The sequence below is a fragment of the Shewanella violacea DSS12 genome (genome assembly GCF_000091325.1).
GTDB classification, from domain to species: Bacteria; Pseudomonadota; Gammaproteobacteria; order Enterobacterales; family Shewanellaceae; genus Shewanella; species Shewanella violacea.
Genome location: NC_014012.1, coordinates 1,480,815 through 1,502,260 on the forward strand (window position 1 = coordinate 1,480,815; position 21,446 = coordinate 1,502,260).

Consider the following 21,446-nt stretch of genomic DNA (forward strand, 5'->3'; position numbering starts at 1 on the left):
TGCCTAGGATCTGTCATTATTCCAATTTTAATAGTAACAGTCTTACCTGCTCCCTCGTATCATCAATTCTTGCTATCACCTCGTTGACACTCGTTTCGTCATCGTCGATCGAATCCCAATGTAACTGCCATGCTTGTTTTAGTTGTTGAGTCGCTTGCTGCAATTGAGCTTCTGTGATCATGCTTAAGTCTGCAATTAGGTTCACTTTAATCCAACCTTTTCGCGGATTACCTGCAAGGGGATCATTATCGTAATAGGCGGCATAGATGATCCCTTCCAGCTCAGATAATTGTAGCAAGAGCTCAAAGCTTGCCGAGCGCATTGTTGAGTTGTATTCGCTGACCTCCATTCGCCAGACGTTGTAGCTAAATCCCACCAGCGCAAATACCATGCTAAAGACGGCGGTGATTTGGAATATGTGCTCTCTATTCTTCGGAAATGTCGGCTGCATATTGTTAATTTCATTGTATAGCTCATAAACAAAGATAGTGCACAGCCCATAATAATTTCATTTTATCTGCCGAACATATTTCATTTTGACTGAATGTTAATAGCCAAGTAGTCGGTCTATAGCTATGAATTAACTGCTGGTGAGTTAATTACTTGAACAGCCAGTAGCCGGTTTTCCTTCGGTGATGGTTTACAGGCTTATACCGATTGATATTATTTAGGGAGAATATATTCAAATGAAATTTGGCATCAAGGCTTTTGGTTTAGCGACAGTGCTTCTTACTATTTTGGGTTTAATCACCTTTGTTTTCATTAACCCAGAAGTAAATTCATTAGAGTTCAGCGAGGATGTGAAACTGGCACCTAAGTTCGCATTAGTCGATCCTCAGGGCAAGGTTCATCAGTGGTCAGAATATAAGGGTAAGCCGATTATCATCCACTTCTGGGCAACCTGGTGCCCTTATTGTAAGAAACTACAGCCAGGACTGGATAAGTTACGTGTGGACTACAGTGATAGCGACTTGCAGATCTTAGGAATAAGTTTTAATGAAGATGAGGGAGCGGATCCCGCCCTGACGTTAATGGAGCGGGGCATTCAGTTCCCAACCTTAGTGCAAGGGGAAAGTGCCGCTAAGGCTTACGGTGTTGCCGGCACCCCGACGACTGTCTTTATCAATCGCCGCGGGGAAATTGTCTGGCTGACTAATATCTCAGATCCTAATAGTCAAAAATTGAAAGATGCTACTGAGTTTATTCTGCAAGATTAGCCATTATTTTTGCTTGTGTTTTGATTCAGAGATAGGCAATAAAAAGCCCCATAATTATGGGGCTCAGTAGACAGTATCTATGTAGCTTAGAGGCTCATCTCAGGTACATGCTCAGGCACAACTAACTTACCCGCTGTCTTCTCAACTATCTCTTCGACTGAGACACCCGGAGCACGCTCTAGCAGGTGGAAGGCACCGTCTTTAATCTCCATAAAGGCCAGATCAGTGAGTACTCGCTTGATGCAGCCAAAGCCAGTTAACGGCAGTTCACACTTAGTCAGCAGTTTAGAGTTTCCGCGCTTGTCGGCATGCATCATGGTGACGATAATATTATCGGCGCCAGCCACTAAATCCATAGCGCCGCCCATGCCCTTGATGAGCTTGCCTGGGATCATCCAGGAGGCAATAGAGCCTTGTTCATCAACCTCGAAGGCGCCGAGTACGGTAAGATCTACATGACCGCCACGGATCATGGCAAAACTTTCGGCCGATGAGAAGAATGAAGCACCGTCGACGGCGGTGACAGTTTGCTTACCTGCGTTGATAAGATCGGCATCTATGGTCTCTTCTGTAGGGAACTCTCCCATGCCGAGCAGACCATTTTCCGACTGCAGCATCACGTCAATTCCCTTGGGGATATAGTTAGCCACTAAGGTTGGAATACCTATGCCTAAATTAACGTAATAACCATCTTTTAGCTCTGCTGCTACACGTTGTGCGAGTTGATCTCTTGTTAATGCCATTATCTTCTCCCTCCTGCTTATGCTTCAGCTGTCGATGGCTTTACGGTACGCTGCTCGATGCGTTTTTCGAATGTGGCTTGGATGACACGATTAACGTAAATCCCTGGGGTGTGGATATGATCTGGGTCTAATTCGCCGGGCTCAACGATATATTCGGCTTCAACCACGGTAATTTTACCTGCTGTAGCCATCATGGGGTTGAAGTTAGCGGCGGTTTTGCGAAACACTAAATTACCCATGGTATCGGCTTTCCAGGCGCGAATTAAGGCAAAATCTGCCGTGAGTGAGGGTTCGAGTACGTAATGGCGACCGTCTATCTCACGGGTCTCCTTGCCTTCAGCAATGGGGGTTCCGTAACCCGTCGCGGTGAAGAAGGCGGGGATGCCTGCGCCGCCGGCACGAATTTTCTCGGCGAGTGTGCCCTGGGGGGTCAAGATAACATTGAGTTCGCCGGATAACATCTGCTTCTCGAAGGTGGCATTTTCACCGACATAGGAGGCTATCATGGTATCGATTTGGCGGCTCTTGAGCAGTAAGCCTAAGCCGAAATCATCGACTCCGGCGTTATTAGAGATGGCCGTCAATCCAGTTACACCAGTTTTGACCATATGTGAGATCAAGCCTTCGGGGATACCGCAAAGGCCAAATCCGCCAACCATCACAGTCATGTCATTGGAAAGACCCTTAAGGGCTTCTTCATAGCTATGTACGACTTTATTCAGTCCTGCCATTATTCTTATCTCCTTTGTAGAAGGGTCGAGTGTTAATTCTGTTTACCGAGAACCTAGATTATTAGCAGGTTCAGGCTAGTAAGCTAATAGTTAAGATGCAGTATCGGTTATATCTCTTACATCTTGGCTTTTTATTCGCTGATGGCTCTTAACTGGTTAAGGCTTGTGCAACTTTAGAGCCCGTCTGTCTGCCAAGGGCCTGGCTTATGGTGTTACCAGCCTGGGCAAGCAAGCTTAGATCTATGCCTGTGTCTATTCCGAGCCCATGTAACATATAGACCAGATCTTCGCTGGCTAAGTTACCCGATGCACCTTTAGCATAGGGACATCCACCTAAGCCGGCTACCGATGAGTCGACGACACTGACGCCGGTCTCAAGGCAGGCCAGAATATTCGCCAGTGCTTGTCCATAGGTATCATGAAAGTGCAGTGCGAGTTTATCCACCGGCACGACTTGGCTGACTGCTTGCACCATTTTACGGGCATTATTTGGCGTGCCAACGCCTATGGTGTCACCGAGTGATATTTCATAGCAGCCCATTTTGTAAAGAATTTCAGACACGCGAGCCACTTCACTCACATCAATCTCACCTTCATAGGGGCAACCTAAGACGCAGGACACATAGCCTCGAACCCGAATATTTTCGGCCTTAGCTCGCTCCATCAGTGGCTCAAAGCGAGCGATGGACTCTTGGATTGAGCAGTTAATATTCCGTTGAGAGAAGCTTTCTGACGCCGCGCCAAAGATGGCAACTTCGTCGGCTTTGGCGTCAAGTGCAAGTTCCAGGCCTTTCATATTCGGAGTCAGCGCACTATAGGTCACATCCACTGCACGCTTGATATTGCGCAATACTTCACCAGAGTCGGCCATCTGCGGCACCCACTTGGGTGACACGAAACTCGCCGCTTCGATACGTTTAATGCCTGCTTTGGCTAGGTCTTGTATCAAGACAATTTTATCTTGAGTCGATACGGGCTTTTCGTTTTGCAGGCCATCGCGGGCACCGACTTCAAAAATAGAGACTTGTTTTGGCAGCATCTTATTTCTTATCCTCGTTTCCTTCAGCTTTTTCTTCTGAGGCAGCAGGCTCGACTTCTACTAATATAGTGCCGTCTGTGACTAGCTCGCCGGGTTCGAAGAAGAAGGCTGACACTAGACCATCAAAGGGTGATTCTATGGCGTCTATTACATGAGTCATCTTCATGCTTTCCCTTCAGCTTTTTCTTCTGAGGCAGCTGGTTCGACTTCTACTAATATGGTGCCATCTGTGACTAGCTCGCCTGGCTCGAAGAAGAACGCACTAACTAGACCATCAAAGGGTGATTCTATGGCGTTTATTACATGAGTCATCTTCATGCTTTCCCTTCAGTCTCAGTAGGCTCTAGGGGCTCGACTTCTACTAATATAGTGCCGTCTGTGACTAGCTCGCCGGGTTCGAAGAAGAAGGCTGATACTAGACCATCAAAGGGTGATTCTATGGCGTCTATTACATGAGTCATCTTCATGCTTTCCCTTCAGCTTTTTCTTCTGAGGCAGCAGGCTCGACTTCTACTAATATAGTGCCGTCTGTGACTAGCTCGCCGGGTTCGAAGAAGAAGGCTGACACTAGACCATCAAAGGGTGATTCAATTGTATATTCCATCTTCATCGCTTCCATCACCATCAGGCCTTGACCCGCTGTCACGGCATCACCTTTAGTGACCAGATGAGTCACGATGGTGCCATTCATCGGCGCCTTGAGCTTATCTGCGAGACACTCTTGCTCTTCAACAAGCTCAGTCTGAATGGCGCGATAATGATAGCTGGTGGCATTGATAAAGAGGGTGAAGTCTTGTTCAACCTGGCTGACAGGCACTTTCACTTTATGACCAGATGCCTTGATAGCTGAAGTCTTGTCATGCTCGTCTTTAACAGCAATCTCAGCGTGAAGCATTTCATCGATGAGATCGCCCTTTAATACATAAGCCTTGTCATCGATTTGAACTTGATAGACAGACTGACCGGCAATCATCACTTCACTGACTGCTAGATGGTGAACTTGATGCTTATCATCTAGCAGTGAGACCTGGTGGGTACTGCTGCTATTGAGCCTAAATCCACTCACAGTTCCCCAAGGCGAGTAAGGATCATGACTGTTCACCGCAGATTCTTTAGCGGCGACTTTACGGGCACAGAGTTGGTATAGCGCCGCTAAGGCTAAGGCATTTTGCTCATGATTTGACGCCGACTCTTGTGACAGAAGGGGGCTACGGCCGATAAGCTCATCGCCGTAGCGTTCGATAAAGTCGGTGCTGAAATTGGCATCTCTGAAGGCTTTATGCTCGGTGATGTTAGCCAAAAACTCGATATTGTGTTTCAAGCCGCTGATTTGATATGACTCCAGAGAGTGGACCATACGTTGCAATGCTCGTGGGCGAGTCTCATCCCACACGATAAGCTTAGAGATCATAGGATCGTAGAAGTTACTGATCACATCGTTTTCACGAATGCCCGAGTCGATTCTTACAAACTTACTCTGCTCAGGTTCACGGAGGAAGTTAAGTTTTCCACTGGCGGGTAGGAAATCATTTTGCGGATCTTCGGCGTAGATACGCACTTCGAATGAGTGGCCGTGAATACGCACTTCATCTTGTTTCAAGGGTAAGTGACTACCGCTGGCTATCATCAACTGCCATTTTACTAAGTCTTGGCCTGTAACCATCTCAGTCACAGGATGCTCAACCTGTAGACGAGTATTCATCTCCATAAAATAGAAGCTGTTATCGGTATCCAGTAGAAATTCTATGGTGCCTGCGCCGCGATAATCGATGGCTTTGGCCGCCGCGACAGCCGCTTCACCCATCTCGGCTCTGAGTTCGTCACTTAGGCCTGGGGCTGGCGCTTCTTCGACGACTTTCTGATGACGACGCTGAATTGAACAGTCGCGATCTGATAAATAGATGCAGTTGCCATAGTTGTCGGCGAAGACTTGTACTTCTACATGACGAGGTTGGCGCAGATAACGCTCCATCAGGAGCTTGTCGTTACCGAAAGAGGAGCTGGCTTCACGTCTGGCTGAGTGAATATTTTCCAATACTTCAGCGCTACTCTCGACGATACGCATGCCTTTACCGCCACCGCCATAGGTAGCCTTAATCAGTAAGGGGAAACCCATCTTGTTGGCTTCCTTGACGAGTAGAGCATCATCTTGGGCATCACCATGATAACCAGGCACTAGGGGGACGTTTGCTGCCCCCATGATATCTTTTGCGGCGCTCTTGCTGCCCATGGAGTCGATGGCATCGGCTGTAGGGCCGACGAATATGATGCCGGCTTGCTCACATTTTCGGGCAAACTCGGCATTCTCAGACAGGAAACCGTATCCCGGGTGTATGGCTTGTGCGCCAGACTTCTTGGCGATGTCTATGATGAGATCGGCTTTAAGATAAGAGTCTGCCGGCGCGCTGCCACCTAAGTAAAAAGACTCATCGGCTAATGCCACATGGCGGGCATGAACGTCGGCGTCGCTGTATAAAGCCACGGTGCGAACGCCCATAGCCTTGGCTGTTTTGATGATACGACAGGCGATTTCACCACGGTTAGCAATTAATAGTTTTTTTATTAAGGATTGGCTAAACATTATTTGGCTCCTTGCGCACTGATATTTTTTGAATCGTTTTGAGCGCTGATCCAGTTTGGCTTGCGCTTGTCGAAGAAGGCATTTAAGCCTTCCTGGCCTTCATTTGATACCCGAATTTTGGCGATTCGTTCACTGGTATAACTTAGAGTCGCGTCATCGATAACGCCATCTTCGAGGCGAGATAGCAAGGTTTTTACCCATGCCATGCCTTGCGGGCTGTTAGCGAGCAAGGCTTGGATAATAGGCTTGGCGGCGGCCTCGAGATCGTCATTAATCTCGTGAATGACTTGTAGATCCCGTGCCTTTTCGGCAGTAAATCTCTCGGCTGTTAACATGTAGCGACGCGAGGCACGTTGACCCATGGCGCGTACGACATAAGGGCTGATAACCGCCGGGATGAGTCCGAGTTTCACTTCACTTAAGCAAAAACTGGCTCGCTCATTGGCGATGGCGATATCACAACAACAGATAAGCCCTAATGCGCCACCAAATGCAGCCCCCTGGACTAAGGCAATGGTGGGTTTGGGAAATTTATCTAAGGTCGACATCAGCTTGGCAAGCTCATTGGCATCAGCCAAGTTTTGCTCGAAATCCATCTTGGCCTGCTTACGCATCCAATCGAGATCGGCGCCTGCACTGAAGTTTTTGCCATTGGCTTTCAGTACCAGTACCTGACATTCGTCATTGTGAGCAAAATGCTCGAGGGTCTGGATCATCTCAGCGATCATCACCTCATCGAAGGCATTATGCTTTTCGGCTCGGTTGAGGACCATCTGTCCCACGCCATTACTCAGTTGGCATGAAACGTATTTAAAATTTTCTATCAATTGTGTCGTCATGGTTCAGCACTCACAGCTTAGTCAATACCGCTTTATCGGTCAGGATGGCCAAGGCCATTACATACGAAAGACACCAAATTTGGTCTCTTCTATCGGCGCATTGAGCGCGGCAGATAAAGCTAAACCCACCACATCCCGGGTTTGTGCCGGGTCGATAATGCCGTCATCCCACAAGCGGGCGCTGGCATGGTAGGGGTGACCCTCTTTGTCGTATTGCTCGACGATAGGCGCGCGGAACTTTTGCTCTTCATCATCTGACCATTGGACCCCTTTACGGGCTAAACCATCACGTTTCACCGTGGCTAACACGCCTGCTGCCTGCTCGCCGCCCATCACAGATATGCGTGCGTTGGGCCACATCCACATCATGGTAGGTTCGAATGCACGGCCACACATGCCGTAGTTACCCGCGCCATAACTGCCACCTATGATGACGGTAAATTTAGGCACATTGGCACAAGACACTGCCATAACCATCTTGGCACCGTGTTTGGCTATGCCTTCATGCTCGTACTTTTTCCCCACCATAAAGCCAGTAATATTTTGCAGGAACAGGAGAGGGATCTTGCGTTGACAACAAAGCTCTATAAAGTGGGCGCCTTTCTGGGCGGACTCAGAGAAGAGTATGCCGTTGTTAGCAATGATACCTATGGGATAACCGTGAATACGGGCGAAGCCACAGACTAAGGTGTTACCGTAGTTGGCTTTAAACTCATCGAAATCTGAGTCATCGACCACACGGGCAATCACTTCCCTGACATCGTATGGCTTTTTTAAATCTGTGCCGACTATGCCGTAGAGCTCATTGATATCGAATTTAGGCGGTTTTACCGGGCTGAGTTGGGCTGCAATTGTCTTCTGGTGATTCAAACGAGTCACGGCTTTACGTGCCAGCTCTAATGCATGGTCATCGTTTTGCGCCAAGTGATCGGCAACCCCAGAGATCTTAGTGTGTACCTCGGCGCCGCCTAGCTCTTCAGCCGTGACCTCTTCACCGGTTGCCGCCTTTACCAGAGGTGGTCCGGCGAGGAAGATGGTGCCTTGCTCTTTGACGATAATTGACTCATCTGCCATAGCTGGCACATAGGCGCCACCTGCGGTACATAAGCCCATGACCACGGCAATTTGAGGAATGCCTTTGGCTGACATTTGTGCCTGGTTGTAGAAGATGCGACCGAAATGGTCTCTGTCTGGGAAGACTTCATCTTGGCGGGGCAGGTAGGCGCCGCCTGAATCTACCAGATAGATACAAGGCAGATGACAGCGACTGGCAATCTCTTGGGCTCGCAAGTGTTTCTTAACCGTGACAGGGTAATAAGTGCCGCCTTTTACCGTGGCATCGTTGGCGATGATCATGCATTCGATACCGCTGACTCGGCCTATTCCGGCAATAACGCCTGCAGCAGGAATGACATCTTCATATAATTCATAGGCGGCGAACTGGGAGAGTTCAAGAAACGGCGAGCCGGGATCTAGTAGCTTCTCGACCCTTTGTCTGGGTAACAGCTTCCCCCGGGAGAGATGGCGCTGACGGGCTACTTCGCCGCCGCCCTGTTCAATCTGTTGCAGCTTGAGTTTAAGATCTTGAACCAGGGCTAGCATGTCGTCATGTTTTGCCTTGAATTCATCGCTGCGGGAATTTATACGACTGCTAAGTTGCGTCACGGTTTCAATCCTTTTGAGCAAAACTGAGGTCAAATGACGATGCCAGATGAATACTGGTATCGCCTCTGTGTGGGCTGAGCTACTTAGATTCGTTGAACAGCTCGCGGCCGATTAACATGCGGCGGATCTCCGAGGTACCGGCGCCAATTTCATAGAGCTTGGCATCACGCAGGAGTCGGCCCGTAGCATATTCGTTGACGTAACCGTTACCGCCTAGCAGCTGAATCGCATCCAGTGCCATCTTAGTGGCGAGCTCGGCGGAGTAGAGGATGGCACCGGCGGCATCTTTACGTGTGGTTTCGCCTCGGTCGCAAGATTTGGCCACATTGTAGATATAAGACTTAGCCGCGTTCATGCCGGTATACATGTCGGCAAGCTTGCCCTGTACCAGCTGGAATTGTCCGATGGACTTGCCGAATTGCTCACGCTCATGAACATAAGGAATGACGATATCCATACAGGCGTTCATTATTCCCAGGGGACCACCGGATAGCACCACACGTTCGTAATCCAGGCCGCTCATCAATACTTTTATACCGTTGTTCAGGCCACCGAGTATGTTTTCTGCCGGCACTTCGCAATCCTGGAAAACCAGCTCACAGGTGTTAGAGCCTCGCATGCCTAATTTGTCGAGTTTCTGCGCCGTGCTAAAGCCCTTAGAGTCTCGGTCGACAATAAAAGCCGTGATGCCGTGGGCACCCTTGTCGAGATCTGTCTTAGCGTAGATGACATAAGTTTGAGCGTCAGGACCGTTGGTGATCCACATCTTGTTGCCGTTTAAGATGTATCTGTCACCCTCTTTACGAGCGTGCAGCTTCATGGATACCACATCCGAGCCTGCATTTGGCTCACTCATGGCAAGGGCGCCAACATGCTCACCTGTGACCAATTTAGGCAGGTATTTGGCTTTTTGCTCGGCATTACCGTTACGGTTAATTTGGTTAACACACAGATTAGAGTGGGCGCCGTAGCTTAGACCAATGGAAGCTGATGCGCGTGAAATCTCTTCCATGGCGACCACATGAGCCAGATAACCCATGTCAGCGCCGCCATATTCTTCAGATACTGTTACACCCAGCAGACCCATATCTCCCAATACCGGCCAGAGTTCATTAGGGAATTCGTTGTCTGAATCTGTCTTTGCTGCGATGGGGGCTATTTCATTGGCGGCAAAGTTCTGCACCGCATCACGCAGCATGTCGATATCTTCGCCTAGGCCAAAATTGAGAGATGAGTAGAGTTGAGTCATTGCTAGTGTCCTGTCAATTTTTAATCTTTAATGAGTAGATTTTTATTATTGCTTATCTTTTATTAGTCACTTTATCTTGTAACTTTAGCTTGAAATGTTAGTGCTTAAATCTGGTTGGCAGCTTTTGTTTATCATTGTTGCTAGTTATTTTTCTTGTAGTGCCAGCGCGGATCTACATTGCTGTTCGGCGGAGTTTAGTTCCATCAAGACAACCTTGATGTCATCCATCTGTTGCTGCAGGGATGATTTCTTGTCTTCGACCAGATCTAACATGGTTTGAAGTTGTGAGCTGCTGTTCTTATCTGCATCGTAGAGTTCGAATAGGCGGCGGGTTTCGGCGAGGGAGAATCCCAGGCGTTTGCCTCTGAGGATCAGTTTGAGACGCACCCTATCTTTTAGGACATAGATGCGAGTTTGCCCACGACGCTTAGGCTTAAGTAAGCCCTGATCTTCATAGAAACGGATACTACGAGTGGTAATATCAAATTCTTTGGAGAGATCGCTAATAGAGTAATTTGTCTGGGGGCTCTGATTTTCAGTCATAAAAAACACCATAATATTTAACTTTTCCAGAACGATATATGAAGTTTACGTAAAGGTAAAGGTAATGGCCATTTTGTCAGGTGAATAAAAGCAGTAAAAGCATGTCAAGGAAATGTGCCAGTCAGATTATCTGGCACGTTATAGCACTAGCTATTTTGGGGAAGCATTATTTATATCTTGTGTTTATCTTATCAGGCTAATGGCTTTCTTTGCTTGGAATGTACGTTTGACGGCGATAGCCCAGTCCAACGTTTAAATGCTCGGGAGAAGCTACTCAGATCGGCGAAGCCAAGCTGAAAGGCGATCTCTGTCATATTGACTCTTTGCTGTTTCAGCAAGAAGAGGGCCTTTTCCAGTTTGTATTTCTCCACCACATTTCGGTAGCTGGTATTGATCTCCGATAATCTTCTGTTTAGTGTCCTGACACTCATCATAAGTCCATCGGCCACTTTCTGATTGCTGGCATCCGATAGGCGAGGGAACTGCTCAAAAACATCGTAGATACGCAGCAAGATATCCTCAGATTGGATCTTAACTACCCAATTTTTTAGTATTAGCACCAGAGAGGGATAGATATCTGGGTCGCTGGTGGCGATGGGGAAATTCAAAAAGTGCTGACTGATGATGATCTTCATGATGGGTGAATTTAGGCTGAGGACACAGTTTAATTGTTTCTCAAAGTTAAATACTTGCTTGTTATCGAAGGGGAAGTCATGGACCTTTAACTTAATGGTGTTAGCCATTTGTGGGCAAAGCTTTAACAGTAACTTAATGATAAGAGAGACGAAATAAGCCTGACCTAGGTAGGTGAGAGGCTGGATGTTTAACGTCTCATTGGTGATGAAGAGGATCTCGAGATCACCTTGACTGTTCTCGATTAGCTTCATGCGGGTGGTTGAACCCAAGAAGATGGAGTACTCACACAGGTTTTCTAACATCTCCCTCACAGTGGGGGAGGTCCATAACACCAGGGAGTAGTTGCCAAAAGTGAGGGGCGAGATATTGTCGGCCACCTGGGTGAAAAATAGCCCGGAACCTAAAGACTCATAGATCTCATAGATGAAGTGTTTCATCTTCTTGGTTTCTATGTAGAAGTGATTATCATCGGCCAGAGCCAGAGTATCCCTCATGGAGCGCTCTAACTCGGTAATATCCCCCAGTTCGAGTTCATCTAAATTATCTAAAAATAAGGTTAACCAACCTTTATGTATCACTCGATTCGGATCAATTTTCATCTGTATTATTAGGCAACTTTAGCAGGCTTCACTATATCAGTTCCATATCAACTTGTTGCATACTATTTACCAGATTTGGTGACTAGGGGGTGTATTCAGGATCTATGTCATAGTTTTCTGACTTGGCCATAATGGTCGGACCTTTGGCCAGAAATGTAAAATCATGTAATAGTTCGCTTGCTTTAATAGACCTAAGCAAAACAATTAATTAACTCGTTTGTTGGCTTAAGTCAGATGAACAGACCAGTTAGTTAATCGATTTTCTGGTCAAGCCACAACAACTTTTTGGAGTTTACTATGTTGAAACAAGAACATAGAGTACTTTTTGAATCAATGCAAATTGGTCAACTAAAACTTAAAAACCGCTATTCTATGGCACCCATGGGCACTCTAGGGTGTGTAGACGGTGATGGCGCTTATAATAAGCGCGGACAGGATTACTATATCGCTCGTGCTAGAGGGGGCGTTGGCCTCATCATCACTGGGGTTCAGATGGTGGAGAATGAGCTAGAGCAGTTCCCTATGCCTTCACTGCCTTGTCCTACCGTTAATCCCGTGGCTTATGTTCGCAGCGCCCGTGAGATGACCGAACGCATTCACAGCTATGGCACTAAGATTTTCGCTCAGCTCACTGCTGGTTGGGGCCGCTCTTGTATCCCAGGCTTTACTCCTCTTGATAAGAGCATTGCACCATCGGCTGCACCTAACCGTTTCGATCCCAGCATTGAGCATAGGGAGCTGACTACGGAAGAAGTTAAGTACTTTATCTCTAAGTTTGTCGAGTCTGCAGCTATCGCTCAAAAAGCGGGCTTCGATGGGGTTGAGATCCACGCTGTCCACGAAGGTTATCTGTTAGATCAGTTCACCATGAAGTTTTTCAATAAGCGCACGGATGAATATGGTGGCAGCTTCGAGAACCGTTATCGCTTCGCTGTCGAGATAGTCGAAGGGATTAAGGCTGTATGTGGTAAGCATTTCCCTGTATCGCTGCGCTACTCAGTTAAAGGCAACATGAAAGCCTATGGCCAGGGGATACTCCCAGGCGAAGAAGCTGAAGAAGTGGGCCGCGATATGGAAGAAGGCCTTAAAGCGGCTAAGTATCTGCAAGATGCGGGTTATGATGCCCTTAATGTCGATGCTGGTACCTATGATTCTTGGTATTGGAACCATCCACCGAACTATTTCCAGCCAGGTATGTACAAGCCTTACTGTAAAGCAGTATCGGAAGTAGTCGATATCCCAGTGCTTATGGCTGGCCGCATGGAAAATCCAGACTTGGCTTCACATGCGGTTGAAAATGGCATCTGTGATGGCATCTCCATGGGACGTCCTCTACTTGCAGACCCTGAAGTGGTTAACAAGATACGTCGCGGACGCTTCGAAGAAGTTCGTCCTTGTCTCTCTTGTCACTTAGGTTGTCTGGGCCGTATGGCCGAAGTGGGTAATATCTCTTGTGCGGTAAACCCAAGTTGTGGTCGCGAGGAGGAGTATGCACTTACCCCTGCGTTCAAGCCAAAGAAAGTTGTCGTGATCGGCGGCGGCGTCGGCGGCATGGAAGCGGCGCGTATCGCATCCGAGCGTGGTCATAGCGTAATCTTGATGGAGAAGGCTTCTGAGCTTGGCGGCAATGTGATCCCAGGTGGTCAGCCTCCGTTTAAGCATGACGATAAGCAGCTTGTCGTCTGGTACAGTGGTGAAATGGAAAGAAAGGCCGTCGAGGTTCGCATGAATACTCTGGCCACTAAAGAGAATATCGAAGCGGAAAACGCAGATGTGGTCATCTTCGCTACTGGTTCTCGTCCGACTCAGCCTGCTTGGTTGAAAGGGGCTGATAAGCCACATGTGATGACAGCCGAGAAGATGTTGATGAATCCTGAGCTTATCACCGGCGACAAGCTAACCGTCATCGGCGGCGGTTTGGTAGGCTCCGAAGCGGCATTATGGATGGCCCAGAGAGGCAAATCTGTGACCCTAATCGAAGCCAGTGACGACCTCATTGGCGGTCCACATAAAACCTGTTTTGCTAACTACCAGATGCTCAAAGAGCTGTTGGAATTCGAGAATGTCGATGTGAAGACTTCGACTTATCTAGATTTCATCACAGATACAGGCATCATGATGCACAGTGCACAAGCTGCCGATGGGGCTGAGCTTCAGGAACTTGAATCGGATCATGTGGTCTTGGCCATGGGCTATAAGGCGGAACATGGCTTGTTCGATGAACTTGCCAACGAGTTGGATGTAGATGAAGTGTTCAACATAGGTGATAGCCAGCAGGCTCGTACCATAATGACCGCCATTTGGGACGGTTATGAAGTCGCTCGCTCTCTCTAAGCTCTCTCTTCTTACCTAGTTAGGTAAGGATGACAGGAAAAAAGGCTTAGCCATATTGGCTAGGCCTTTTTCATGTCTGGGGATAAACCAGCTTATACCGATTGGTATTAAAACAACCAAGAGAAACAGCAGCCGATATCGGGTGATGAGTTGAAATCGAGAACCAAGTCTATGGCCTAAATATCATCTTGGTCTTTACCGGTGACCCCGAGTCTGTTGTTAATTTCAGATGGGCTTAGTTTGTCTGAGGCATGTCTGCAGTAGGATAATCCGTGTAACCCAAGTCAGTGCCGCCATACATGGTCGTAGGGTCTACAGCATTGAGGGGAAGATCATGACGGATCCGCTCAGGCAGGTCTGGGTTGGCAATGAAGGGACGACCGAAGGCAATCAAGTCACCCAAGTTCTTCTCCAATAGCCGTTGGCCACGTTCTGGGGTGTAACGTCCGGCGTAGATGATGAGTCCAGAAAAGCTGTCTCTCACTGCCTGTCTGAAACTGTCGGGCAGTTCAGGTGCATTGTCCCAATCGGCTTCTGCAAGAGACAGATAGCCTAGTTTAGCCTGCTCCAGCATCTTGATTGCCGTCACATAGGTGGTGTGGGGATCATCTTCTAATAGGCCAAGATAGATACGGTCTTCTTGTGTGGTCTCGAACATAGGCGCGAAACGTACTCCGACTCTTTCCGGACTGAATACCTGGGTCACAGCCTCGACAATTTCCTTCAGGAAACGCAGTCTATTCTCTAATGATCCGCCGTATTCATCTTGCCTGAAATTACTCTTATCTGAGATAAACTGGTTTACCAGATAACCATTGGCACTGTGTATCTCTATGCCGTCAAAGCCCGCATCTTTAGCGTTGACTGCGGCTTGTTTGTAGAGCTGAACCAGCTCCTTAACCTCCTGGGTAGAAAGTGCTCGGGCCGGTGAAGGCTCAGCTAATGCACCTTCTCCAGGGCCTGTCTCGATAAACACGCTGACCGTGTCAGCCTTGCCCGCCGAGGGAGCTATTGGCGCGGCATTGCCCGGCTGTAAACTGGTGTGGGATACTCGGCCTACATGCCAGAGCTGAGCGAAAATCACCTTACCTTGATCATGTATGGCTTGGGTAACCTTACGCCAGCCCTCGACTTGCTCGGGGGAGTGAATGCCAGGAGTCCAGGCATAGCCCTGACCTCTGGGCTCTATTTGAGTGCCTTCGGTGATCATAAAACCGGCACCGGATCTTTGGCTATAGTATTTAGCCATCAGTTCGTTGGCTATGTTACCTGGCTGACTGCTGCGGGAGCGGGTCAGTGGGGGGAGCACGATACGATTTTCTAAGGTCAGTGAGCCCAGTGTTGCTGTGTCAAATAGTGCGGGATATTTCATAAGTTAGCCTTGATTACTCTGTTCTTCGGCTAATATAAGACTTCTATTAATGCTGAAAAATAACTAAACTTCGAAATAACTATTCGAATAAACGAAATAATATGCTGGATAAACTTCCTAATCTAAGAAGCTTTATGGCGGTTGCCGAGGCCAACAGCTTCGCTAAGGCGGCTCGAAAGCTCAATATGGCCAACTCATCTGTGTCACGCCAGATAGCTCAGCTAGAGAGCCAGCTCAATGTGTCCCTATTTACTCGTACCACACGCCATGTACAACTCTCACCTGCGGGAGAGATACTCTATGGACGCGCCAGTGGTTTGATCATGGAGATGGAAAATCTGGCAGCCGAGCTAAGTGCCGAGAATGTCACTCCCCATGGAACATTGAAGGTATCAGTGCCCTGGTGGTTCAGTCAGCTGCATCTGGCGCCTCTGTTACCTGAGTTTCTGGCCTTGTATCCGGATCTCAGGGTGGTGATGCAGTGCGATGATGGCATGACTAAGCTGGTGGAGGAGGGATTCGATGTGGCGGTACGTCTGAGTCGTCTTAAAGACTCTAACCTTATCGCCAGGCGGCTGGGTCCCCACAGTTTTGCCATGGCGGCCTCTCCCGAATACCTGGCCAGACATGCTGAAGTGATTAAGCCCGAAGATTTACGGGAGCATGCCATGTTGTCGTTTAACTTCTCTACTCCCTATCACAGTTGGACCTTGAGAAAACAGGGCAAATCCTATCGTATTCCACTGAAAGACAGCGTGTTGACCAGCAATAATGCCGATATCCTGAAACAGTGTGCCCTAGATGGCGCAGGTATCATCATTCAGCCAGTATGGGGCATACAAGCTGAGATAGAGTCCGGCGCCCTGATACAGCTACTGCCAGATTTTGAGGTGACCTCGACTACGTTCGATAACGGTATCTTCGCGGTTTACAGCAAGGAGAGTAAGGCGGTGAATCGGGTCAAGGTATTCGTCGACTTCCTGACGGAACGACTCAAGGTGGCCGGCTAATCGGTCACCTTGTGCGTGAAGAAGTCATGGTGGCAGGAATAAAAAAGGGTTAAGTTCCTAGTTCCTAGGATCTCATTCTTCATTCTCATTCATATGTTTTTGGTAATCTTTGGCTGTGATGCTTGTCCAGCCAAGTTTAAAATCTATATGGTTTATTTGTTCTGGTTCATATGTTTTTGGTAATCCTTGGGGGGCGGGGTCCAGCCACGCTCAACTCTGGCTTGTTCATCTAAGTGTTCACTCTTCATGGCTTTTGCTATGGCAGTTTCCAACTCGATAAACAGATTTCTGTAGTGTGTGCTGTACTTACTGTCTTCGCTGTTTTCCTTCCACATCTCATAGAGTGAATCCTTGTAGCATAACTCGAGCTCACGCAGGGTGGCCTTCTTTTGTTCGGCCTTAAAGGGGTGAACCCCAAGGGCTATCAGTGCCTCTTTGCCTAGCTCCAGTGCCGAGTGATAGGTTTCGCTGACGATAAAGTCGGCGCCCGCATGCTTGAGCTCGAAGTGATGCCCTCTATCGAAGGCGCGAGCGAAAATCATCACCTTAGGATAGGTGCGCTTGATGTATTTTGTCAGCTCAACGGCGCGCTCATTGTTGTCTATGGCAATGACCAGCATGCTGGCATCTTCTATACCTGCGGTGTGGAGTAGGTCAGGCTGGGTGGCATCACCATAGAAGCTTTTGACATTGATTTTTCTTAGGTTGGCCACCTGATCGACAGATTGATCCAGCACCACAGTCTTGATTTTATTGGCGACAAGAAAGCGGTTGACCATCTGACCGAAGCGGCCAATTCCGGCTATGATCACTGTGCCTCTTTCGGTTATTTCATCGGCCTCGGGTTTGTTTTCGCTCTCCTCGTATCTGGGTAAGATCACCTTGTCGAAGAAGATGAACAAGCCTGGGGTGAGGAACATAGACAGGGCGACGACGAGGGAGAGCATCTGAGCCAGATCTGTTGGGATGACATGATTCTGTACCGTGTAGCTAAGGAGCACGAAGCCAAACTCACCGGCCTGAGCCAGACTCAGAGCAAATAGCCAGCGGTCACTGTTCTTTATGCGGAAGATGAAGGCAAGCACTAATAAAATTAGCGCTTTGACTAGCATGACGCCGGCTGTGATGCCCAGAACCGGGCCAATGTTGCTGGCCAGCACGCCAAAATCGATCCCAGCGCCAACCGTGATAAAAAATAACCCTAATAAGAGTCCCTTGAAAGGTTCAATATTGGACTCTAGTTGGTGGCGGAACTCGCTGTTTGCCAGTACGACACCGGCTAAGAAGGTGCCTAGGGCAGGAGAGAGGCCAACCAGACTCATCAGGGCTGCAATGCCTATGACTAACATGAGTGCTGTGGCGGTGAATATCTCTCTCAGGCCTGAGCTGGCTACATAGCGAAACAGTGGGCGACTCAGATAATGTCCGCCAACGACCACTGAAGAAATGGCGAGTAATACTGTGATGCCGTAGGCCCAACCTGGTAGTTCGGCCACCAGTGATAGCTCCTCATTGTGCTCAGCCGCTAGGCTAACTAAGGTCTGGGCTTTTTCCACCAATTCAGGTAGGGCAAGTAATGGGATGAGTGCCAGCATGGGGATCACGGCAATATCCTGAAATAGCAGCACCGAGAAGGCATTCTTACCGCCCTCAGTCTTGGAGAGGTTTTTCTCGCTGAATGTTTGTAACACGATAGCTGTGGATGACAGGGCGAAGATGAGACCAACCGTGAAGGCGACGCTCCAGCCCAGACCGAAGTGAATACCAGCTGCCATGATAACGGCCGTGGTTAATCCTATTTGTAGCCCTCCAAGTCCCATGAGTTTATTGCGCATATCCCACAGCATGCGCGGCTCGAGTTCGAGGCCCACTAAGAAAAGCATCATGACTACGCCAAATTCGGCGAAATGCTGCAGTGTGTTGGTTTCGCTACCGACCAGACCAACGATAGGGCCTATCACCACACCGGCGATGAGATAACCCAGTACCGAACCTAGCCCAAAGCGTTTGGCCAGGGGCACGGCAATCACGGCGGCGCACAGGTAGATAAAGGCTTGAATAAAATACGCTGTCATAAAAAGTTACCTTACCTTAGGCTAAAGTGTTTGAGATGCTTGCTCACTCTGGTGCACATGTGCCTGATTAAGCACGGGCAAGGAGGCTGCGTGAGAGAGGTCCAGAGTGTTTGTCGCTAAGGAGGTTAGCAAAGCATTAAATGCGTCAATATGGCCGGGAATTCTTCCCTCTTCGCTGGCATTACGGCTGCTAAACAGCACGAAGGGAGCCAGATAGTGCATACCGGTTAAATTGGCGGTTTGCTCTATGGGGTATAGCAGCTCTCGAATGGTGAAGTGATTATAGCCATCACCCTGATAGGCTTTTTCGTTACCGCCAGCTGTGGTTGCACAAAAAAATGTTTTGCCCTTTAAGGCTACGCCATCTGCGCCATAGGCGAAGCCATATTCGAGCACCAGATCTTGCCATTGTTTCAGGATGGCTGGCGTCGAGTACCAATGCAGAGGAAATAGGAAAATGATCACCTGATGGTCAAGTAAGCGTTGCTGCTCTCTGTCGATATTGATGTGAAAAGTTGGGTACTCACGATAAAGATCTATGGCAGTGACATCACTGTGTTCTTGGCTGGCTTTAAATAGCAGCTTGTTGACCTCGGAACGCTCCTGAGATGGATGTGCGAATAGCACTAAGATTTTCTTTCTTTCCTCTGGCATAACTTGTCCTTGTGGAGGGATAACAGGTACTGCTGGCTAAGTTATCATAAGTTAATACGCTGACATAACTCGTTAGCTTATCTTGGTTATCGCCAGTACTTATAGGCCCCATCTCGCTCTCTTATCATGGCTGCTATTTTAAAAGGCTGAGTCTAGACTTTGGTTGATTTATTTTGCACTGCAGGTGTGAGTCATCCCAGTGATCATTTTCAATTATCTGATTGAAATAAATTGCCACTATGTTGCGTCATGGCAATGTGGTATTTGCTAAAATTAAACTTCATTGCTAAACCTAGTGGGTATATTGCTCTGAGAGCTATATTTTAACATGGAGGTTTTATGCTTATTCTCACCAGAAAGCCTAATTCATCGATCACTATCACCAATATCTATGATGAAAACGGCCACAAACTTCAAGATATAGAGATCAATGTTTATGCCGATAACCGCATTGGCATCATTGCCGATGGTTCGGTTGATATCTATCGAAGTGAGATCTTGGAGTTAGGTGATTGAGTTAGCCTCTGTGTATCTAGCCTCTTTTTGAATAAGCTGGACCAGTTTCGTTTAATTAGTTGCGTTGAATCAGTTCAGTTGAGTTGAGTTTACGAGATCACATCTCTTAGGCCAGTTTGCTGGGTGCTTACTAAGCTCTGTTTAACTTATGACTGTAAATCTTCTCCCCATAAAATGTCGTGAGTTTTTATCCATCCACACTCCTTTCTACTAGACTTAATGAGCCATTAAGTTTAATCAATACGAGGTGTGTTATGAGTCTTTATGATCGTCTTGGAGGGGAGAACAAAATCGCACGGATTGCGGCAGATATTTTCGATACCCATGCGACAAACCCAACCGTGGCTAGTCGTTATAAGGACAGTAACAGAGAGCAAGTGATCAAGATGGTGACCGAGTTTTTGTGTGCCGGTACTGGCGGCCCACAGGACTACACGGGTAAATCTATGCCGGAAGCTCATCGATGCATGAATATCAACGAGGTGGAATACTTAGCCGTAATTGATGACATCATGGTGGCACTGGATAAGAACGAGGTGGGATCACAAGAGAAGCAAGAGCTCTTGATGATAGCCTATTCGCTCAAGGGAGAGATTATCGGCGCCTAATCTTAGATTAACAATCTTTGTTCATCTTTTTATCTACGCAGCCAACTGGCTGCGTTTTTGATCTTATATTGCTTGGTATTTATTGCGGTGACTTGGTTAGATTAAGCGAGTAGAAACCCCGTTTAATCTGAGGGCGATCACTCTGAAACATGCGCTGCCTCTAAGCTTAAGCCTCACTGTCTTTTTCACTTTAGGACTCTGTGCTATAGTGCGGCCATTATTGTGTAGATGTTTGATTTAAGAGATCGAGATGACTAGAGAACTATTAAAGCGCTGTGACAACAAATGTGAGCTGTGTAGTAGCGAATCAAAATTAGCGTCCTATGAGCTTCCAGACTCAAAAGGATACGGCGATGCGCGTATCATGATCTGTGATACTTGTACTGGTCAGATCCAAGACCGTAGCACCATAGACATGAACCACTGGCGTTGTCTTAATGACAGCATGTGGAGTCAGGTTCCTGCCGTGCAGGTGATGGCTTACCGTATGCTTAAGCAAATTAGCGAAGAAGCATGGGCACGTGATCTACTGGATATGCTTTATCTGGATGATGACATGCAGGCATGGGGCGATGCAGGCATCGAAGAGGTTGACGAAGATTTCGTGCCTCATAGAGACAGCAACGGCGCCATTATCGAAGCCGGTGATAACGTAGTGATCATCAAAGATCTTAACGTGAAAGGCACCACCTTTACCGCTAAGCGTGGTACTACGGTTCGTGGCATCTCACTGACAAATAACCCTGAGCACATCGAAGGGCGTGTTAACGGTACTCGTATCGTTATTTTAACTTGTTATGTTAAGAAAGTGCCGCTAAGCGAAGAGTAAACTCCAGCAGTAGAGTTTATTGCTAAAGATTAGAAGCCAGGGTTATCCATAAGATAGCCCTGGCTTTATTGTTTGGTTTATATTTTTTAACAGGATTAAGCTTTGAAGCTGATACCTTTAAGCCGTTATGCTAGAAACTGATGATATGTTTGTTTAGAATCATTGAAATCAGCTGCACACTATAGCTAGCGGTCAAAAATTAAATT

Annotated in this window: 22 protein-coding genes; 6 read left to right on the forward strand and 16 right to left on the reverse strand. The window is 47.8% G+C overall.

Annotated features, from left to right (window positions below; genetic code table 11):
• Positions 1-16: 16 nt before the first annotated feature.
• Entirely contained in the window at positions 17-451 is a 435-nt protein-coding gene (locus SVI_RS05925; protein ID WP_013050554.1) for a hypothetical protein, read from the reverse strand.
• Positions 452-686: 235 nt separating this feature from the next.
• Between SVI_RS05925 and SVI_RS05930 the strand changes: the two genes are divergently transcribed.
• A complete protein-coding gene (locus SVI_RS05930) occupies positions 687-1,217 on the forward strand; it encodes a TlpA family protein disulfide reductase (RefSeq protein ID WP_013050555.1) in 531 nt (176 codons plus the stop codon).
• Positions 1,218-1,303: 86 nt separating this feature from the next.
• Here the strand turns inward: SVI_RS05930 and SVI_RS05935 are convergent, their stop codons facing one another.
• From SVI_RS05935 to SVI_RS05990, 12 genes are all read right to left on the reverse strand, one after another.
• Entirely contained in the window at positions 1,304-1,960 is a 657-nt protein-coding gene (locus tag SVI_RS05935) for a 3-oxoacid CoA-transferase subunit B (protein ID WP_013050556.1), read from the reverse strand.
• 17 nt (positions 1,961-1,977) lie between these two features.
• Positions 1,978-2,691: a CoA transferase subunit A gene (locus SVI_RS05940; RefSeq protein WP_013050557.1), complete on the reverse strand. Its 714-nt coding sequence runs from the start codon at positions 2,689-2,691 to the stop codon at positions 1,978-1,980.
• A 148-nt stretch (positions 2,692-2,839) separates the two neighbouring features.
• Positions 2,840-3,730: a hydroxymethylglutaryl-CoA lyase gene (locus SVI_RS05945; RefSeq protein ID WP_013050558.1), complete on the reverse strand. Its 891-nt coding sequence runs from the start codon at positions 3,728-3,730 to the stop codon at positions 2,840-2,842.
• Position 3,731: 1 nt separating this feature from the next.
• Positions 3,732-3,890 carry a 3-methylcrotonoyl-CoA carboxylase subunit alpha gene (locus SVI_RS05950; protein WP_013050559.1) on the reverse strand — a complete coding sequence of 53 codons (159 nt, stop codon included), beginning with the start codon at positions 3,888-3,890 and terminating at the stop codon, positions 3,732-3,734.
• A gap of 2 nt (positions 3,891-3,892) precedes the next feature.
• Positions 3,893-4,042: a 3-methylcrotonoyl-CoA carboxylase subunit alpha gene (locus SVI_RS05955; RefSeq protein ID WP_013050560.1), complete on the reverse strand. Its 150-nt coding sequence runs from the start codon at positions 4,040-4,042 to the stop codon at positions 3,893-3,895.
• A gap of 2 nt (positions 4,043-4,044) precedes the next feature.
• Positions 4,045-4,191 (reverse strand): 3-methylcrotonoyl-CoA carboxylase subunit alpha, encoded by a 147-nt coding sequence (locus SVI_RS05960; protein ID WP_013050561.1) that lies wholly within the window; start codon positions 4,189-4,191, stop codon positions 4,045-4,047.
• 2 nt (positions 4,192-4,193) lie between these two features.
• Positions 4,194-6,311, reverse strand: coding sequence for an acetyl-CoA carboxylase biotin carboxylase subunit (locus tag SVI_RS05965; protein ID WP_013050562.1), 2,118 nt, complete (start codon positions 6,309-6,311; stop codon positions 4,194-4,196).
• On the reverse strand, positions 6,311-7,150 hold the full coding sequence (locus SVI_RS05970) for an enoyl-CoA hydratase-related protein (protein ID WP_013050563.1): 840 nt from the start codon (positions 7,148-7,150) through the stop codon (positions 6,311-6,313). Before SVI_RS05970 ends, SVI_RS05965 begins: the two co-directional genes overlap by 1 nt.
• A gap of 57 nt (positions 7,151-7,207) precedes the next feature.
• Positions 7,208-8,815: a carboxyl transferase domain-containing protein gene (locus tag SVI_RS05975; protein ID WP_013050564.1), complete on the reverse strand. Its 1,608-nt coding sequence runs from the start codon at positions 8,813-8,815 to the stop codon at positions 7,208-7,210.
• 79 nt (positions 8,816-8,894) lie between these two features.
• A complete protein-coding gene (locus SVI_RS05980; RefSeq protein ID WP_013050565.1) occupies positions 8,895-10,064 on the reverse strand; it encodes an isovaleryl-CoA dehydrogenase in 1,170 nt (389 codons plus the stop codon).
• 144 nt (positions 10,065-10,208) lie between these two features.
• Positions 10,209-10,607 carry a MerR family transcriptional regulator gene (locus tag SVI_RS05985; RefSeq protein ID WP_013050566.1) on the reverse strand — a complete coding sequence of 133 codons (399 nt, stop codon included), beginning with the start codon at positions 10,605-10,607 and terminating at the stop codon, positions 10,209-10,211.
• Positions 10,608-10,798: 191 nt separating this feature from the next.
• Positions 10,799-11,842, reverse strand: a complete 1,044-nt coding sequence (locus tag SVI_RS05990; RefSeq protein WP_049791035.1) for a helix-turn-helix domain-containing protein — start codon at positions 11,840-11,842, stop codon at positions 10,799-10,801.
• Positions 11,843-12,139: 297 nt separating this feature from the next.
• On the opposite strand from SVI_RS05990, the gene SVI_RS05995 reads away from it, so the two are divergent.
• The gene (locus SVI_RS05995; RefSeq protein ID WP_041419735.1) at positions 12,140-14,176 is read left to right on the forward strand and encodes an oxidoreductase; all 2,037 of its coding nucleotides are present in this window, start codon (positions 12,140-12,142) and stop codon (positions 14,174-14,176) included.
• Between the two features lie 235 nt (positions 14,177-14,411).
• On the opposite strand, the gene SVI_RS06000 is transcribed toward SVI_RS05995, so the two are convergent.
• The gene (locus SVI_RS06000; RefSeq protein WP_013050570.1) at positions 14,412-15,548 is read right to left on the reverse strand and encodes an alkene reductase; all 1,137 of its coding nucleotides are present in this window, start codon (positions 15,546-15,548) and stop codon (positions 14,412-14,414) included.
• Between the two features lie 101 nt (positions 15,549-15,649).
• On the opposite strand from SVI_RS06000, the gene SVI_RS06005 reads away from it, so the two are divergent.
• Positions 15,650-16,558, forward strand: a complete 909-nt coding sequence (locus SVI_RS06005) for a LysR family transcriptional regulator (RefSeq protein ID WP_013050571.1) — start codon at positions 15,650-15,652, stop codon at positions 16,556-16,558.
• A gap of 152 nt (positions 16,559-16,710) precedes the next feature.
• On the opposite strand, the gene SVI_RS06010 is transcribed toward SVI_RS06005, so the two are convergent.
• Positions 16,711-18,633, reverse strand: a complete 1,923-nt coding sequence (locus SVI_RS06010) for a monovalent cation:proton antiporter-2 (CPA2) family protein (RefSeq protein ID WP_013050572.1) — start codon at positions 18,631-18,633, stop codon at positions 16,711-16,713.
• A 21-nt stretch (positions 18,634-18,654) separates the two neighbouring features.
• Positions 18,655-19,287: an NAD(P)H-dependent oxidoreductase gene (locus SVI_RS06015; RefSeq protein WP_013050573.1), complete on the reverse strand. Its 633-nt coding sequence runs from the start codon at positions 19,285-19,287 to the stop codon at positions 18,655-18,657.
• Between the two features lie 339 nt (positions 19,288-19,626).
• Between SVI_RS06015 and SVI_RS20880 the strand changes: the two genes are divergently transcribed.
• From SVI_RS20880 to SVI_RS06025, 3 genes are all read left to right on the forward strand, one after another.
• Positions 19,627-19,803, forward strand: coding sequence for a carbon storage regulator (locus tag SVI_RS20880; RefSeq protein WP_013050574.1), 177 nt, complete (start codon positions 19,627-19,629; stop codon positions 19,801-19,803).
• A gap of 254 nt (positions 19,804-20,057) precedes the next feature.
• Positions 20,058-20,411 carry a group I truncated hemoglobin gene (locus tag SVI_RS06020; protein WP_013050575.1) on the forward strand — a complete coding sequence of 118 codons (354 nt, stop codon included), beginning with the start codon at positions 20,058-20,060 and terminating at the stop codon, positions 20,409-20,411.
• A gap of 250 nt (positions 20,412-20,661) precedes the next feature.
• A complete protein-coding gene (locus tag SVI_RS06025; RefSeq protein WP_013050576.1) occupies positions 20,662-21,240 on the forward strand; it encodes a PhnA domain-containing protein in 579 nt (192 codons plus the stop codon).
• Positions 21,241-21,446: the final 206 nt, after the last annotated feature.